Here is a 13,662-nt window from a genome sequence, read left to right as displayed (position 1 = left end):
GGGAATTTTACAATGGCTGTTCATGTTGAAAAAGAGCAATGTATAGGCTGCAGTGCCTGTGTCGGCGCCTGCCCGTTCGGCGCGATTATTATGGAAGCGGATACGGCGGCAATTACCGATGCCTGTACCGTGTGCGGCGCCTGTATTGATGTCTGCCCTGTAACGGCAATCAGCCGCCCGGAAGCGGCGCAGCCGGCAGCAGACACCAGCGCCTACCAGGGAGTCTGGGTATATATCGAGCAGTTTGCCGGCAAGGCCCGCAGTGTTGGGCTGGAACTGCTGGGAGCAGGCCGTAAACTGGCTGAGGCTATGGGGCAGCCGTTGGCGTCTGTCGTCATCGGGGACGGTATTGAGCAGCTGGCCGGGGAGCTGTTTGCCAGCGGTGCGGACAAAGTGTATCTGGTAGAAGGAGCGGAATACAGGCACTATAGCACAGATGCCTATACGGCTGCGCTTACCGATTTAATTGATACCTATAAACCGGCGGTTATCCTTATGGGCGCCACCAATGACGGGCGCGACCTTGGCCCCCGCGTGGCCTGCCGGGTCGGCACCGGTCTGACTGCCGACTGCACCAGCCTGGGCATTGATGAGGAAACTGGCCTTGTCGCCTGGACGCGGCCGGCATTTGGCGGCAATATTATGGCTACTATCCTTTGCCCTAACCATCGTCCGCAAATGGGCACAGTCCGCCCCAACGTATTTAAGCGCCCTGTGCCGGACCATACCCGCCGCGGGGAACTTGTGCGGGTTGCCGGCAAGATAAAGCCGCAAGACATCCGTACCCAGCTGATTGAAATTTTGTCAGTCGGTGATACCGCAGCCTGCAACCTGGAAGAGGCTCAGTTTATTGTCGCCGGCGGCCGGGGTCTGGGCGCCCCCGGGAATTTTGCGCTGATTGAGGAATTGGCTGCTGTTTTGGGCGGCGCCGTCGGGGCTTCCCGCGCGGCTGTTGAGGCTGGCTGGAAACCAGCAATTCACCAGGTTGGACAAACAGGTAAAACAGTTGCCCCCAAAGTCTACATTGCCTGCGGCATCAGTGGCGCTATCCAGCATTTGGCCGGCATGTCGACCTCTGATATCATCATTGCCATCAATAAAGATGCCGATGCCCCTATCTTTAAAGCGGCCAATTTTGGCATTGTCGGCGATGTGTTGGCAGTGCTGCCTGTGTTGATTGAAGAAATTAAAAAAATTAAACAGGCTTGTTAAACAAAAAACAAGTCCCGTATCCCTGATGGATGCGTGACTTGTTTTTTTGTGTGCTGCCAGCGCCTTTCCCCCAATGCTGAAACTTTCAGGGCGGCCGCAGGGCTTATACAGGCTCCTCAAATGTTTCTTCCGGTTGCTCCTTGCTTTTGTTTTTGGCATCGTACAGGCCGGCCAAAATGATGACGGCGCCAATAAACTGCAGCCAGCCAAATGTCTCGCCCAGGAAGTAGTAACCGGCGCCAACGGCAAATACAGGTGACAGGTTGTTGTACAGCGAGGCCGTTGTGCTGCCGGCCTTGGCGGTTCCCCAGATCCATAGGCAGTTAGCCAGGCAAAGCGGAAATACGCCGGAATATAAAAAACTGGCCCAGCCTTGCCAGGGGACCGTCTGCCAGTCAACGCCGGCAATGGCCGGCAGGGAAATAACCGTAAACAGGCCGGTGGAAATCAGGAGGATACAGGTGGTTACCTGATAGACCGAATAAGTGGCAGCCAGCGGCCGGGAAAAGATCGTGTAGTAGCCATAACTCAAGGAGGCAGCCAGGAGCAGCAAAGCTCCGAACAGATGATCACCGGTGAGGCTGACTTCTTTGCCTGTACCGGCGACCATTAGGGCAACGCCGGCAAGGGAGATGACAATTCCCCGTATCACCCCGGCTTTGATTTTTTCCAGATGGTGAAAATGGTTGATAACAGCGATGCTGACCGGAAGACAGCCCAAAATCAGGGATGAGTTGCCGGCTGTGGTCAGTTGGACGCCAAAGGTAAAAAACAATTGGAAAAAGAAGAAGCCCAGGCTGGATATAAGGAGCGCCTGCCAGTCTTCCCGCCGGAGCGGCAGCCAGGTGCATAAGCGCCGCAGGACAAACCAGCTGACTGCCAAAGCCGCAAACATACGCACCGCATTGTAGGGCATTGGCGGGATGTACAATAGGCCAATTTTCATAACCGGCGGGTTTAAGCCCCAGAGAAAGGCAACAAGGGCTAATATCAGATGCACGTGCATGTCAACACCTCACTATACATATATACAATGTAAATAGTAAGACTCCTGCCTGACAGCCGGATGAATCTGCGTTAGCGGCAGAGGCTGTTTTTTTGTCCTGACAGAAGGTTAACTTCCCAGGAAAAGGGCAACACGGCTTCCGCCGGCGTTCTAAAGGCCTTGGCACAAGCCAAGTCTTTTCTTATGTGGGCCGGGGACTTGCATAAGCCAGGGTTTTCTAATAAACTGAGTTGTAATGAATATGCCGAAGGAGTTAGCGTATATGATAAGGAGTGTATTGTTTGATCTTGACGGAACTTTGCTGCCGCTAAATCAGGAGCTGTTTGTACAGGAGTATCTGAAGCAGCTGGGAGCAAGGGTTGCGAGCGTTGCTGATCCGAAAAAGTTCATCAGGCAGTTATTGGCTTCGACGGCCGCCATGATTGACAGCCGGGATGAGGCCAAGACCAATCAGCAGGTGTTTTTTGAGGATTTTTTGCCGAACATTGGCGTTGCGCCTGAGGAATTGTTGCCTGTGCTTGATAATTTCTATGAAACCGGCTTTGTTTTGGTTAAACCCACTACTAAGGCCAGCCGCGATGCCCGGCGGGCGGTTGTGGCTGTGGCTGCACTGGGGCTCGATATGGTGATTGCGACGAATCCGATTTTCCCGCTTAGCGCTATCCGGCAGCGGCTTGACTGGGCCGGAGTGGGAGATATCGATTTTACCCTTGTTACCTGTTATGAAGAGTGTCATTTTTGTAAACCCCAGCCGGAATACTATCTGGAAATCGCTGAACGCATCGGGCGTACACCGGCTGAATGCCTGATGGTGGGGAATGATGTGATTGAGGATTTGGCGGCAGCCAAGGTTGGTATGAAAACATATCTGGTTACCGATTGCCTGCTGAATGCGCAGGCAATGGCAGCCAGGGCCGATTATCAGGGAACACTGGCGGAACTGGCCGCAACCATTACCGGCATTATCAGGGCGGAAAATGGGATCAAGCCCAGTGAATGAGCTGTTGTGTTCCGGTCTGGAGTTCATTGTTTTTATTCAGCAGCTGCGCAGTCCGCTTGCCGATACCCTGTTCCGGGGGCTTACGCTGCTGGGGCAGGAAGAGTTTTACCTGCTGGCATTGCCGGTCATTCTTTGGGGCGGCGGCTTACGGCTGGGGGTACGGCTATCCTTTGTGGTAATGGTATCGCATTATATAAATGTATCGTTGAAGGATATCCTGGCTCAGCCCCGTCCTTTTGCCTTCCGGCCCGAGCTGCAGCTGTTTCCGGTCGACGGCTACAGCCTGCCCAGCAACCACGCCCAGACGGGGCTGGTATTCTGGCTGGGCTTGGCCAAGCTGGCCCGACGGCGTTATTTATGGCCGCTCGGCCTCCTTATTGCCGGCCTGATTGGTTTCTCCCGTATCTATCTGGGCGTGCACTTTCCTTCTGATGTGCTGGCAGGCTGGGGTCTGGGGCTGGTTCTGCTTTTTGGCAGCGCCTTGGCTGAGCCGCTGCTGGCCAATTGGCTTGGGCGGCTAAAGGCTTGGCAGCAGGCCCTGCTTGCCCTTATGGGGCCGGCTTTGTTATTCTGGCTGCATCCCGGTAAAGACAGTGCGGCGATTATTGCGGCCCTGTCCGGGGCCGGTATTGGTCTTATTATCGCGCGGCGCTGTGTTGGCGCCGGCGGAGAGGTGCCGCAGGGGGAGTGGGCTAAATTGTCCGGCCGGCTGGCAGTTGGGTTCACAGGCTTACTTATTATCTGGGCCGGTCTGAAGACGGTGTTTCCCCAGGAAAACCAGGCTTATTTTTTACTGTTCCGGTATAGCCGCTACTGGCTGGCAGGAGTATGGCTCACGTTGGGGGCGCCCTGGCTTTTTAACCGGCTGGGCCTTTTTCCGGCCGGTAGCGACAAAATAAAATCAGAAAAAAATATACTTGACATTACAAAATCAATACGATAAAATTATTACAAAGTTAAATACTGTAAATAGCTGTGAACAGGACGAGTACATGTGTAGACTGTAGTTCAGCGAGCCGGTGACCGGGCTTTCCGGAGGTGTGATGACCGGCCTAGAGAGCATGTGGAATGGACCTGTGAGCTGCCCACCAAACGCATTTGCCAGTAGGCTGGGCCGGACGCCGCCGTTAACAGGCTAGGGTATCGGACTTGTTTCCCGTACCTGAACAAGGGAAGGTTTAGGCTTTTCAAAAAGGGTGGTATCGCGACCATTTCGCCCCTGGGGTGAGATGGTCGTTTTTGTTTCAGCTTAAGCTTTCCAAATTAGGGTGGTACCGCGGACCATTTCGCCCCTGAGGTGAAATGGTCTTTATTTTTTTGCCAAGGAGGCTGGGAGTTATGTTAAAAGACTATCTTGCGCAGGCCGTCGCCGGCCGCAACCTCTCCCGGGAAGAAGCCCGAGCGGCTATGCAGGTAATCATGTCAGGCCAGGCAAGTGAAACACAAATCGGCGCTTTTTTAACAGCCATGCGCATGAAGGGCGAAACAAGCCTGGAGGTTGCCGGCTTTGCCGAGACGATGCGCAGCCATGCCATCAAGGTACAGTGCTGCTCCAGGAGGTTAATTGACACCTGCGGCACCGGCGGCGATCAACAGGGAACCTTCAACATCTCCACCGCCGTTGCCTTTGTCCTGGCCGGGGCCGGGCTTAATGTCGCCAAACACGGCAACCGGGGGGTATCCAGTTCCTGTGGCAGCGCCGATGTGCTCAGCGTCCTGGGGATAAAGCTGGAAATGCCGGCTGCGTCTCTGGCTGAGGCGATTGACACGATTGGGGTTGGCTTTATCTTTGCCCCTCGTTTTCATCAGGCCATGCGCTATGCGGTCAGCCCCCGGCAGGCACTGGGCTTCCGTACCGTGTTCAATCTGCTGGGGCCGCTGACTAATCCTGCCGGTGCCAGCTGCCAGCTGCTGGGGGTATATGCGCCGGATTTAACAATGAAGGTTGCCCAGGCACTGGCTGAACTGGGCGTAACCAGCGCCATGGTTGTCCACAGCCTGGACGGACTTGATGAAATATCGACGGCAGCGCCAACGCAGGTGGCGGAAGTACGGGGCGGTGAAATCCGCGCTTATGAGATTAACCCGGAAATATATGGTTTTAAGCGCTGCACCCTTGCTGATTACCGGGGCGGAACGGTTGAGGACAATGGCCGGACTATTATGCGGCTGCTGGCCGGTGAGGCCGGGTTTAAACGTGACATTGTCCTGCTCAACGCGGCGGCCGCCCTGGTTGTGGCCGATGCGGCAACAGATATCCGCGAAGGGATACAGCTGGCGGCCGTAAGCATTGACAGCGGAGCCGCGTTAGCCAAATTCGAAGCATTAAAGGCGTTTACTCAGGATTATCAGCTAAAGGAGGGCTTGACATTATCATAAAGATTTGCGGTATCAGGACAATAGACGCCGCGCTGGCAGCACGGGAGGCCGGGGCAGACCTGATCGGCTTTGTGTTTGCCGCCAGCCGGCGGCAGATTACGGTGGAAAAAGCGCGGGTTATTGCCAGCCAGGTTGCCGGGGTGGGCAGGGTCGGCGTATTTGTTAACGCCCCACCGGCCGAGGTGCAGGCGGCGGCGCGGGCCTGCCGGCTGGACTATGTTCAGCTGCATGGTGAGGAATCACCGGCCTACTGCCGTTCAATCGGTTATCCGGTGATTAAAGCTTTTCGCGTCAGCCCGGGCTTCAGCGCCGCCGCTTTGACAGGCTATCAGTCTGGCTGGACCCTGTTTGACAGCTTCAGTGCCGGACAGCAGGGGGGAACAGGCATACCTTTTGACTGGCAGCAGGCCCAAAGCGTGATTAGGCAGGCGCCACGGCCATTTATGATCGCCGGGGGACTGACACCAGGCAACGTTGCCGCAGCCATTCAGCTATTTAAGCCTGACGGTGTAGATGTATCGGGCGGTGTGGAAACAAACGGGATTAAGGACAGTAAAAAAATAGAGCGGTTTATCGCCGCCGTCAGAAGTGTGGAGGCAGCTGATGCTGAATAGAATTGTAGCTCAGACCCGGCAGGCGGTAGCAGCCATGAAACAGGTCACCCCGCTTGCAGCCTTAAGCGGCAGGCTGACTGCCGGCAGCTTTGCTTTTAGTACGGCTATTGCCGGCCGGGAGTGGGCGCTTATTGCCGAATGCAAGCTGGCGTCGCCGGCTAAAGGCCTGTTATGTAAAGACCATACAGTGCCGGAGCTGGCGCTGCTGTTTGCCGCCAACGGTGCCGCCGCCTTATCTGTGCATACCAACGCCGCGTTTCACGGCTGCTGGGAGGATATCAGACAGGTTAAAGCAGTTGTCGGACTGCCGGTATTATGCAAGGAGTTTGTCATTGACGAGTATCAGCTCTATGCGGCCCGTGCGGCCGGGGCTGATGCGGTCCTGCTGATTGCCGCTGTGCTGTCAGACACTGAGCTGCGCTGCCTGTCCCAGCTGGCAGCCAGACTGGGGCTGGACTGTTTGGTAGAGGTGCATACCCTGCCGGAGCTGGACCGGGTAAAACAGACTGGTGCCAGGCTGGTGGGGATTAACAACCGGGACCTGCAGACCTTTACCACGAATCTTGAGCAGACGTTCAGCTTATTGCCGGCTTGTGAACCCGGCTGGTTACTAATCAGCGAGAGTGGTATTAAGAGCGGCAAAGATGCCTTACAACTAAAAAATGCCGGTGTAAAGGGAATTTTAGTCGGCGAAGGGCTGGTTACAGCCCCGGATATCCCTGCAAAGACCCGTGAACTGGCTTTACAATTAGAAGAGAAAGGAAGAGGTTAACATGCCTAACAATAACGGACGGTTTGGGCAATATGGCGGCCGGTTTGTCCCGGAAACTGTGATGCCGGCGCTTATTGAGCTGGAAGCCAGCTACCGCCGGCTGAAAGAAGATGCGGCCTTTCAGGCTGAGGTGAATTTTTATCTTAATGAATATGCAGGCCGGCCAACAAAACTGTATTATGCGGCCAAATTGAGCCAGCATTACGGCCGGGGCCGGATTTACCTGAAGCGGGAGGATTCGCTCCATACCGGCGCGCACAAGATTAATAATGCCATTGGCCAGGCGCTGCTGGCGCGGCAGATGGGCAAAAAACGCATTGTCGCCGAGACGGGAGCAGGCCAGCATGGCGTAGCCTGTGCCACGGTCGCTGCGCTGTTTGGCCTCAAGTGCTCCGTATTTATGGGGGCTGAGGATATGGAAAGGCAGGCGCTGAATGTTTTCCGCATGCGGCTCTTAGGGACCGAGGTTGTACCGGTTACCAGCGGCAGCGGCACCTTGAAGGATGCTACCAGCGAGGCCATTCGCTATTGGGTTACTCAGATTGAGGATACCCACTATATTATTGGCTCCGTGGTCGGACCCCATCCGTATCCGATGCTGGTCAGGGATTTTCAGGCTGTAATTGGCCAGGAGGTCGCTGCTCAGATTGCAGCTGCCGGTGAGAGGGTAAACTATCTGGTCGCCTGCATTGGCGGCGGCAGCAATGCCATGGGGCTTTTTCACCACTTCCGCGACGACCCGTCCGTAACCAAGATCGGGGTGGAAGCGGCAGGCAAAGGCTTGCACACCGGCGAACATGCGGCCTCACTGACCAGCGGCAATCCCGGTGTGCTGCACGGTGCCTTAAGTTATCTGCGGCAGGACCGGGAAGGTCAGGTTATTCCAGCCTATTCCATCTCGGCCGGCCTTGATTATCCCGGTGTTGGGCCTGAGCATTCTCATTTTAAAGATACCGGCCGAGTCACCTATACGGCGGTTACCGATGCAGAGGCCCTGGCTGCTTTTGCGCGTCTGGCCCGGCTGGAAGGCATTATTCCGGCGCTGGAAAGCGCTCATGCCCTGGCCTATCTGGAAACGCTGATGCCGCAGACCAAGGCGGACGAGGTGACTGTTGTCTGCCTGTCAGGGCGGGGAGACAAGGATGTGCAGCTGGCGGCACAGGTAATGGGAGGTATAAAAGAATGAAGATAACGGAAAAATTTCGCACTCTGCGTGCGACAGGACGGAAAGGTCTGATTATTTACCTGACAGCCGGGTTTCCCGACTATGGCACTACGCTGCAGGCGGTAAAGGCCGTCGAAGCCGCCGGGGCCGATTTGGTTGAGATTGGCCTGCCTTTTTCCGATCCCATGGCTGACGGGCCGGTCATCCAGCAGGCGTCGGCACAGGCGCTGGCCGCCGGGGCTACTGTCGGCAAAGCACTGGAGCTGGTGACTTTGCTTAAGCAGGAAACGGCAATCCCGCTGGCGATTATGACCTACTACAATATTGTGCTGCAATTCGGGCTTGACCGGTTTGCCAATAGTTTTGCCAAGGCCGGCAGCAGCGGGCTGATTATTCCCGACCTGCCGGTGGAAGAAACGGCTGTCCTTGAACCGGCTTGCCGGCAGGCGGAATTGGACTTAATCCGGTTTATTGCCCCCACGACTACGCCGGAGCGTTTAAAAACAATCTGCAGTCAGGCGGCCGGCTTTTTGTATTGCATCTCAAGCACCGGTGTTACCGGTGTGCGCCGGATTGACTATGATCAGCTGGCGCCGCTCATGGCCGCTGTGCGCCGGGAGACCGGCCTGCCGCTGGCCATGGGTTTTGGCATCGGCAGTCCGGAGGCTGCGTGTCAGGCGGCCAAGTATGCCGATGCGGTCATTGTCGGCAGTGCGATCATGGAACGGCTGACGGACAGTGGTGTCGAGGCAGTGCGGGAGTTGACCGGCGCCATCAGGCAGGCGCTGGATAAGGAGTGTGGGTGCTGATGCAGGCGTATCCGGCGCAAGAAGAATTCTGCCGGCTGGCAGAGAGTTATACAGTGGTGCCGGTTTGTTTGGCCTTGTCCACCGATATGGAAACGCCTGTTTCCCTGTATTACAAATTAGTGGGCGACGGGGCCGGCTTTATTCTGGAAAGTGCGCAAACAGGCAAGACTTTTGGCCGGTATTCCTTTATTGGCACCGAGCCGCTGGCCGCGCTTACTGCCTGCAGCAAGCAGGCCGACATTCGCGTTGCCGGCGTCGCCGCGCCGGCAACAGGCAAGCCGCACCTGATACTTAAGGAATTTTTGCAGCAATTTTCGATGCCGCAGCTGCCGGCACTGCCGCCGTTTGCCGGCGGGGCAGTGGGCTATGCCGCTTATGAAGCGATAGCAGCCTGGGAGCGGGTATCCGGCCTGAACGTGCCGGAGGATTTACCGCTGATTGAAATGATGGTTTGCAAATATATCATTATTATGGATCATCTGACTCATTCCACCCACCTGATCAATTTAGTGCAGCGGAAGCCGGGAGAACAGGCCGCGGCGCAATACGGGCAGGCGCTGCAGGAGCTGGCAGGGCTGATGGCTAAGCTCAAACAACCTGTAAGCCTGCCTGCAGACTGCCAGGTGGATACTGAGGGCAGCCTGAATGGACAGTCGGCAATGAAGCTTGAGCTGGACGAAACCCTGCGTAAACAGCAGTATATGGACAGAGTTGAAAAGGCCAAGGAATATATTGCTGCCGGTGATATCTTTCAGGTCGTGCTGTCACGCCCTTTTCACTACAGGCTGACCCGCCACCCGTTTGCGCTCTACCGGCGTCTACGGCAGGCCAACCCTTCCCCGTACATGTTTTATATAAATTTTGGCGATAAGCAGCTTGTGGGCGCGTCGCCGGAACGCCTGGTAAAGCTGGAAGACGGCAAGGTGCTGACCTGCCCGATTGCCGGGACGCGCCGCCGGGGCGGCAGCCAGGCTGAGGACGAGCAACTGGCCGCGGAATTGCTGGCAGACGCCAAAGAGCGAGCCGAGCATGCGATGCTGGTGGATCTTGGCCGCAATGACCTGGGGCGGATCAGCCTGCCGGGAACAGTAACGGTTGACAGGCTGATGGAAGTGGAAAAATTTTCTCACGTCATGCATATTGTTTCCGAGGTATCAGGTCAGGTCGACCCCAAATTCTCCGCGGTGGATGTGCTGACCGCCTGCTTTCCGGCCGGTACGGTAAGCGGCGCTCCCAAAGTGCGGGCCATGGAGATTATCCATGAGCTGGAAGGCGACAGTCGTGGTCCTTACGCCGGTGCTGTGGGGTATTTTGACTTTAGGGGCAATATGGATACCTGCATTACCATCCGGACGTTAATGATTGACGGACAACAGGTAACCGTGCGGACCGGGGCGGGGATTGTAGCTGATTCTGTACCGGCGCGGGAATACCATGAGATCATAGATAAGGCCCGTGTCCTGATGCAGTTAGTTGAGGAGGCTCAATGACATGATCTTACTTATTGATAATTATGACTCCTTCACCTACAATGTATATCAGTATGTTGCCAGTTTAGGCCATGCGGTTGCTGTCAGGCGGAATGATGCGGTTTCTGTTGCGGAGATGGATACAGCGGGTTATAGCGGCATCATCATCTCGCCCGGTCCGGGAACCCCGGCCAATGCCGGGATCAGCAAAGCCGCTATTGCCCGGTTTGCCGGGAAGCTGCCGATACTGGGGATTTGCCTGGGTCATCAGGCGATTGGCGAGGTATTTGGCGGGCAGGTCGTCCGGGCTCCGCAGCCGGTGCACGGCAAAACCGAATATATCATTCACCGGGGCCAAGGTCTTTACCAGGGGCTGCCGCAGCCCTTTATTGCCGGCAGGTATCATTCCCTGATAGTAGAAAAAAACGGGTTGCCCTCATGCCTGGAGATCACAGCTACCTCGCAGGATGGTTTGATTATGGGGCTTAAGCACCGTGAATATGATATTGAAGGGGTCCAATTTCATCCGGAGTCAATCCTGACGCCAAAGGGAATAACGATTCTCGAAAACTTCGCCAATAAAATCAGTGCCAGGTCTAAGAATTTTGCTTGAATATCCAGCCGGCACATGATATAGTAAATAAAATAGTGTCAATGACTATGAAGAGGAAAAGTAAGCAGGCTGTTCCGCTACAGAGAGCCGGTAGGCTGAGAGCCGGCACGGACCGGCCTGCTGAAGTTCACCTCGGAGTTGCTTGCTGAAATCTGCGGCTGTAGACCGCGGACGGTAGGCGGAGCCGGAGACCTTCACCGTTAGCAGCGAAGGGGAGTATCGGCGTTAGGCCTGTACTTTATGAGGTGATCTGCCGTTGGCGGATAACAAAGGTGGTACCGCGAGTTGACTCTCGTCCTTTTACAGGACGGGAGTTTTTTATATGGGGAGGTTATAGCATGAGAAAAGTTGGCTATCTGGGTCCGCGGGGAACGTATTGTGAAGAAAGTGTACTCTATTTATATAAAAACGATGAGGCGGCCTTAATCCCTTACAGCGGTATAGATGCCGCTATCCGGGCGGTTGCGCTGGGAGAAGCCGATGAATGCATCGTGCCTGTGGAAAACTCATTGGAGGGTTCTGTCAATATCACGTTGGACATGATCGCCCATGAGGTTGCGCTGTATATTACCAAAGAGGTAGTACTGCCTGTCAGGCATAATTTGCTTGGCAAAAAGGATTGTCAGGAGGTTGCCGCCATTGTTTCCCATCCCCAGGCACTGGCCCAATGCAGGAAAACCCTGGCAATTCTTTACCCTCAGGCCAAACTGAAACCGGTTGAAAGTACGGCTGCGGCAGCCAAAATAGTTGCCGGCAGCGACGGCTTGTACGCGGCTGTGGGCAGCCTGAAGGCAGCGCAAATTTACGGCCTGAATGTATTGGCACCGGACATCCAGGATAATCAGGCCAACTCAACCCGGTTTATTGCGCTGGAGCCGCAAGCTGCCGCCGCTGTGCAGGGAAAAAGCAAGACTACGCTTGTGTGCCAGATTAATGGCGAAAAGCCGGGGAGCCTGTATAACATTTTGGCCGAATTTGCCACCAGGGAAGTAAACCTGACCAGAATCGAGTCACGGCCTGCCCGCACCGGACTGGGTATGTATATTTTCTTTTTTGATATGGAAGGCACCATGGCGGCGCCGAATATCGCGGCGGCTGTCAGTGCAGTGCAGGCGAAGTGCCTGTGGTATAAAAACTTCGGCTCCTATCCGATTATATACGCAACTTAGATGTTACCATAAACATCCGTTAGACAAGGTTTGGCACTTATGCTATAGTAATTCTAAATACAAATGTACTGTGTTGGTAGAAAGGTGATGTACTATGCCGGATATGATGCCGAATTACGTTACTGATACTGGCCTGGACTTGACAAATGACGATTTTGTTTTGGAAGATAGCGGCGATTAGCGCCAATACCGGTGGCAGGGCATTACCGCAATACGTCCCTGCAGGAATTCCCTATGGACCAAGCCCCAGTAGCAGGGGGTTGGTCTTTTTTTTATTGTTGCAAGGAGTTTGCCGGAATTAGGCGGAATTATAAGGTAATAAAATCGTTGTGAGGTGAAAGCATATGGGAAAATATAAAGTTGTGATTGCAGGCCATATTATGCCGGCGGCTTTGGCGGCGATACAGGAGCAGTGCGCGGTGCTGCAGTGGGAACAGCCCGGGACGCCGGCGTTAAGCCAGCTGGGCCAGTGGCTGCAGACTGCCGAGGGGCTGGTGGCTTTGCCGAATGTGGCTGTTAATGCAGAGCTGCTGGCGGCGGCGCCGAAGCTAAGGGTTATTGCCCAGCCGGCGGTAGGGTATGATAATATTGACATACAGGCCTGTACGGAGCGGAAGATTCCGGTGGCCAACACACCGGGAGTACTTGTGGAGACAACGGCAGATCTGGCTTTTGGGCTGCTATTGACGGCTGCGCGCCGCATCCATGAAGGCTGGGCCTGGGTACAGGCCGGTAAATGGCCGCAGGCAGCGCTGCCACTGGGCGTGGATCTGTACGGCAAGACCCTGGGAATCGTTGGCCTGGGGGCCATTGGAGCGGCGGTGGCCAGACGGGCCCGGGCCAGCGGTATGCAAGTTATTTATAATAATCGCCGGCAGCGACCTGATGATGGCCTGATCGGGGCTGAATACTGCGGTTTTGAAGATTTGCTGGCCAAGTCCGACTTTATTATTGTGCTGACGCCGCTTACCGTTGAAAGCCGCGGGCTGTTTGGCGCCAGGGAATTCGCCCGTATGAAGCCGACGGCCTATTTTATCAATGCGGCCCGGGGCGGGGTAGTAAATACGGAAGCTTTGTATACTGCTCTGGTTGAGCGGCAGATTGCGTATGCCGCCCTGGATGTTACCGAGCCGGAGCCGCTGCCGGCCGGCCATCCGCTCATAAAACTGCCCAATATTCTCATTACTCCCCATATTGGCAGTGCCACAACGGAAACACGCAACCGGATGGCGCTGCTGGCGGCGGAGAATCTGCTGCTGGGGCTCGCCGGCAAGCCACTGGTCACTTGCGTGAATAATGAGGTGAATTACCGGGGGTGAACTCGTTTCAGCAAAGCCGGAACTTCGGGGTTCAGGTGAAGATTCAACGCCACCTGGGCTGACGCCGTCTATAGAAGGCGGAAGTCTTAACTCGCCGGATAAGCTAACCAGAGGAAGAGCGGGGTTGCAGTGGCC

The 13,662-nt window shown here is 55.5% G+C and carries 13 protein-coding genes and 2 other annotated features; of the genes, 12 read left to right on the top strand and 1 reads right to left on the bottom strand.

The features are described 5' to 3' along the window. Positions 1-12: 12 nt before the first annotated feature. The gene (locus ACZ481_RS14240) at positions 13-1,212 is read left to right on the top strand and encodes an FAD-binding protein (protein WP_464766023.1); all 1,200 of its coding nucleotides are present in this window, start codon (positions 13-15) and stop codon (positions 1,210-1,212) included. A 103-nt stretch (positions 1,213-1,315) separates the two neighbouring features. On the opposite strand, the gene ACZ481_RS14235 is transcribed toward ACZ481_RS14240, so the two are convergent. Beyond that, on the bottom strand, positions 1,316-2,218 hold the full coding sequence (locus ACZ481_RS14235; protein WP_464766022.1) for a DMT family transporter: 903 nt from the start codon (positions 2,216-2,218) through the stop codon (positions 1,316-1,318). Between the two features lie 262 nt (positions 2,219-2,480). On the opposite strand from ACZ481_RS14235, the gene ACZ481_RS14230 reads away from it, so the two are divergent. The 11 genes from ACZ481_RS14230 to ACZ481_RS14180 all read left to right on the top strand — a co-directional run bounded on the left by ACZ481_RS14230 (position 2,481) and on the right by ACZ481_RS14180 (position 13,527). Continuing rightward, on the top strand, positions 2,481-3,218 hold the full coding sequence (locus ACZ481_RS14230; protein WP_464766021.1) for an HAD family hydrolase: 738 nt from the start codon (positions 2,481-2,483) through the stop codon (positions 3,216-3,218). Continuing rightward, positions 3,196-4,161 carry a phosphatase PAP2 family protein gene (locus ACZ481_RS14225; RefSeq protein WP_464766020.1) on the top strand — a complete coding sequence of 322 codons (966 nt, stop codon included), beginning with the start codon at positions 3,196-3,198 and terminating at the stop codon, positions 4,159-4,161. The genes ACZ481_RS14230 and ACZ481_RS14225 overlap by 23 nt, the downstream gene beginning before the upstream one ends. Positions 4,162-4,184: 23 nt before the next feature. Beyond that, positions 4,185-4,442, top strand: a binding site (T-box leader). A gap of 114 nt (positions 4,443-4,556) precedes the next feature. Then, positions 4,557-5,597, top strand: a complete 1,041-nt coding sequence (gene trpD, locus ACZ481_RS14220) for an anthranilate phosphoribosyltransferase (protein WP_464766019.1) — start codon at positions 4,557-4,559, stop codon at positions 5,595-5,597. Continuing rightward, a complete protein-coding gene (locus tag ACZ481_RS14215) occupies positions 5,534-6,211 on the top strand; it encodes a phosphoribosylanthranilate isomerase (protein ID WP_464770634.1) in 678 nt (225 codons plus the stop codon). Before trpD ends, ACZ481_RS14215 begins: the two co-directional genes overlap by 64 nt. After that, positions 6,201-6,983: an indole-3-glycerol phosphate synthase TrpC gene (locus ACZ481_RS14210; protein ID WP_464766018.1), complete on the top strand. Its 783-nt coding sequence runs from the start codon at positions 6,201-6,203 to the stop codon at positions 6,981-6,983. The genes ACZ481_RS14215 and ACZ481_RS14210 overlap by 11 nt, the downstream gene beginning before the upstream one ends. A 1-nt stretch (position 6,984) precedes the next feature. Continuing rightward, positions 6,985-8,169 carry a tryptophan synthase subunit beta gene (gene trpB / locus ACZ481_RS14205; protein WP_464766017.1) on the top strand — a complete coding sequence of 395 codons (1,185 nt, stop codon included), beginning with the start codon at positions 6,985-6,987 and terminating at the stop codon, positions 8,167-8,169. Then, entirely contained in the window at positions 8,166-8,957 is a 792-nt protein-coding gene (trpA, locus tag ACZ481_RS14200; RefSeq protein WP_464766016.1) for a tryptophan synthase subunit alpha, read from the top strand. The genes trpB and trpA overlap by 4 nt, the downstream gene beginning before the upstream one ends. Continuing rightward, positions 8,957-10,447, top strand: a complete 1,491-nt coding sequence (gene trpE / locus ACZ481_RS14195; protein ID WP_464766015.1) for an anthranilate synthase component I — start codon at positions 8,957-8,959, stop codon at positions 10,445-10,447. The genes trpA and trpE overlap by 1 nt, the downstream gene beginning before the upstream one ends. Before the next feature lies 1 nt (position 10,448). Continuing rightward, positions 10,449-11,039: an anthranilate synthase component II gene (locus ACZ481_RS14190; RefSeq protein WP_464766014.1), complete on the top strand. Its 591-nt coding sequence runs from the start codon at positions 10,449-10,451 to the stop codon at positions 11,037-11,039. 38 nt (positions 11,040-11,077) lie between these two features. Continuing rightward, positions 11,078-11,342, top strand: a binding site (T-box leader). A 35-nt stretch (positions 11,343-11,377) separates the two neighbouring features. Beyond that, a complete protein-coding gene (pheA, locus tag ACZ481_RS14185) occupies positions 11,378-12,208 on the top strand; it encodes a prephenate dehydratase (protein WP_464766013.1) in 831 nt (276 codons plus the stop codon). Between the two features lie 344 nt (positions 12,209-12,552). Beyond that, on the top strand, positions 12,553-13,527 hold the full coding sequence (locus ACZ481_RS14180) for a 2-hydroxyacid dehydrogenase (protein WP_464766012.1): 975 nt from the start codon (positions 12,553-12,555) through the stop codon (positions 13,525-13,527). Positions 13,528-13,662 lie beyond the last annotated feature (135 nt).

This window comes from Sporomusa intestinalis (genome assembly GCF_055383785.1).
The sequence above is the reverse complement of the archived record's forward strand: the minus strand, read 5'-3'. Positions and strand labels throughout refer to the sequence as shown.

Coding starts and splice junctions, on each gene's coding strand:
- ACZ481_RS14240 (WP_464766023.1), top strand. CDS start 13: ATGGCTGTTCATGTTGAAAAAGAGCAATGTATAGGCTGCAGTGCCTGT.
- ACZ481_RS14235 (WP_464766022.1), bottom strand. CDS start 2,218: ATGCACGTGCATCTGATATTAGCCCTTGTTGCCTTTCTCTGGGGCTTA.
- ACZ481_RS14230 (WP_464766021.1), top strand. CDS start 2,481: ATGATAAGGAGTGTATTGTTTGATCTTGACGGAACTTTGCTGCCGCTA.
- ACZ481_RS14225 (WP_464766020.1), top strand. CDS start 3,196: ATGGGATCAAGCCCAGTGAATGAGCTGTTGTGTTCCGGTCTGGAGTTC.
- trpD (WP_464766019.1), top strand. CDS start 4,557: ATGTTAAAAGACTATCTTGCGCAGGCCGTCGCCGGCCGCAACCTCTCC.
- ACZ481_RS14210 (WP_464766018.1), top strand. CDS start 6,201: ATGCTGAATAGAATTGTAGCTCAGACCCGGCAGGCGGTAGCAGCCATG.
- trpB (WP_464766017.1), top strand. CDS start 6,985: ATGCCTAACAATAACGGACGGTTTGGGCAATATGGCGGCCGGTTTGTC.
- trpA (WP_464766016.1), top strand. CDS start 8,166: ATGAAGATAACGGAAAAATTTCGCACTCTGCGTGCGACAGGACGGAAA.
- trpE (WP_464766015.1), top strand. CDS start 8,957: ATGCAGGCGTATCCGGCGCAAGAAGAATTCTGCCGGCTGGCAGAGAGT.
- ACZ481_RS14190 (WP_464766014.1), top strand. CDS start 10,449: ATGATCTTACTTATTGATAATTATGACTCCTTCACCTACAATGTATAT.
- pheA (WP_464766013.1), top strand. CDS start 11,378: ATGAGAAAAGTTGGCTATCTGGGTCCGCGGGGAACGTATTGTGAAGAA.
- ACZ481_RS14180 (WP_464766012.1), top strand. CDS start 12,553: ATGGGAAAATATAAAGTTGTGATTGCAGGCCATATTATGCCGGCGGCT.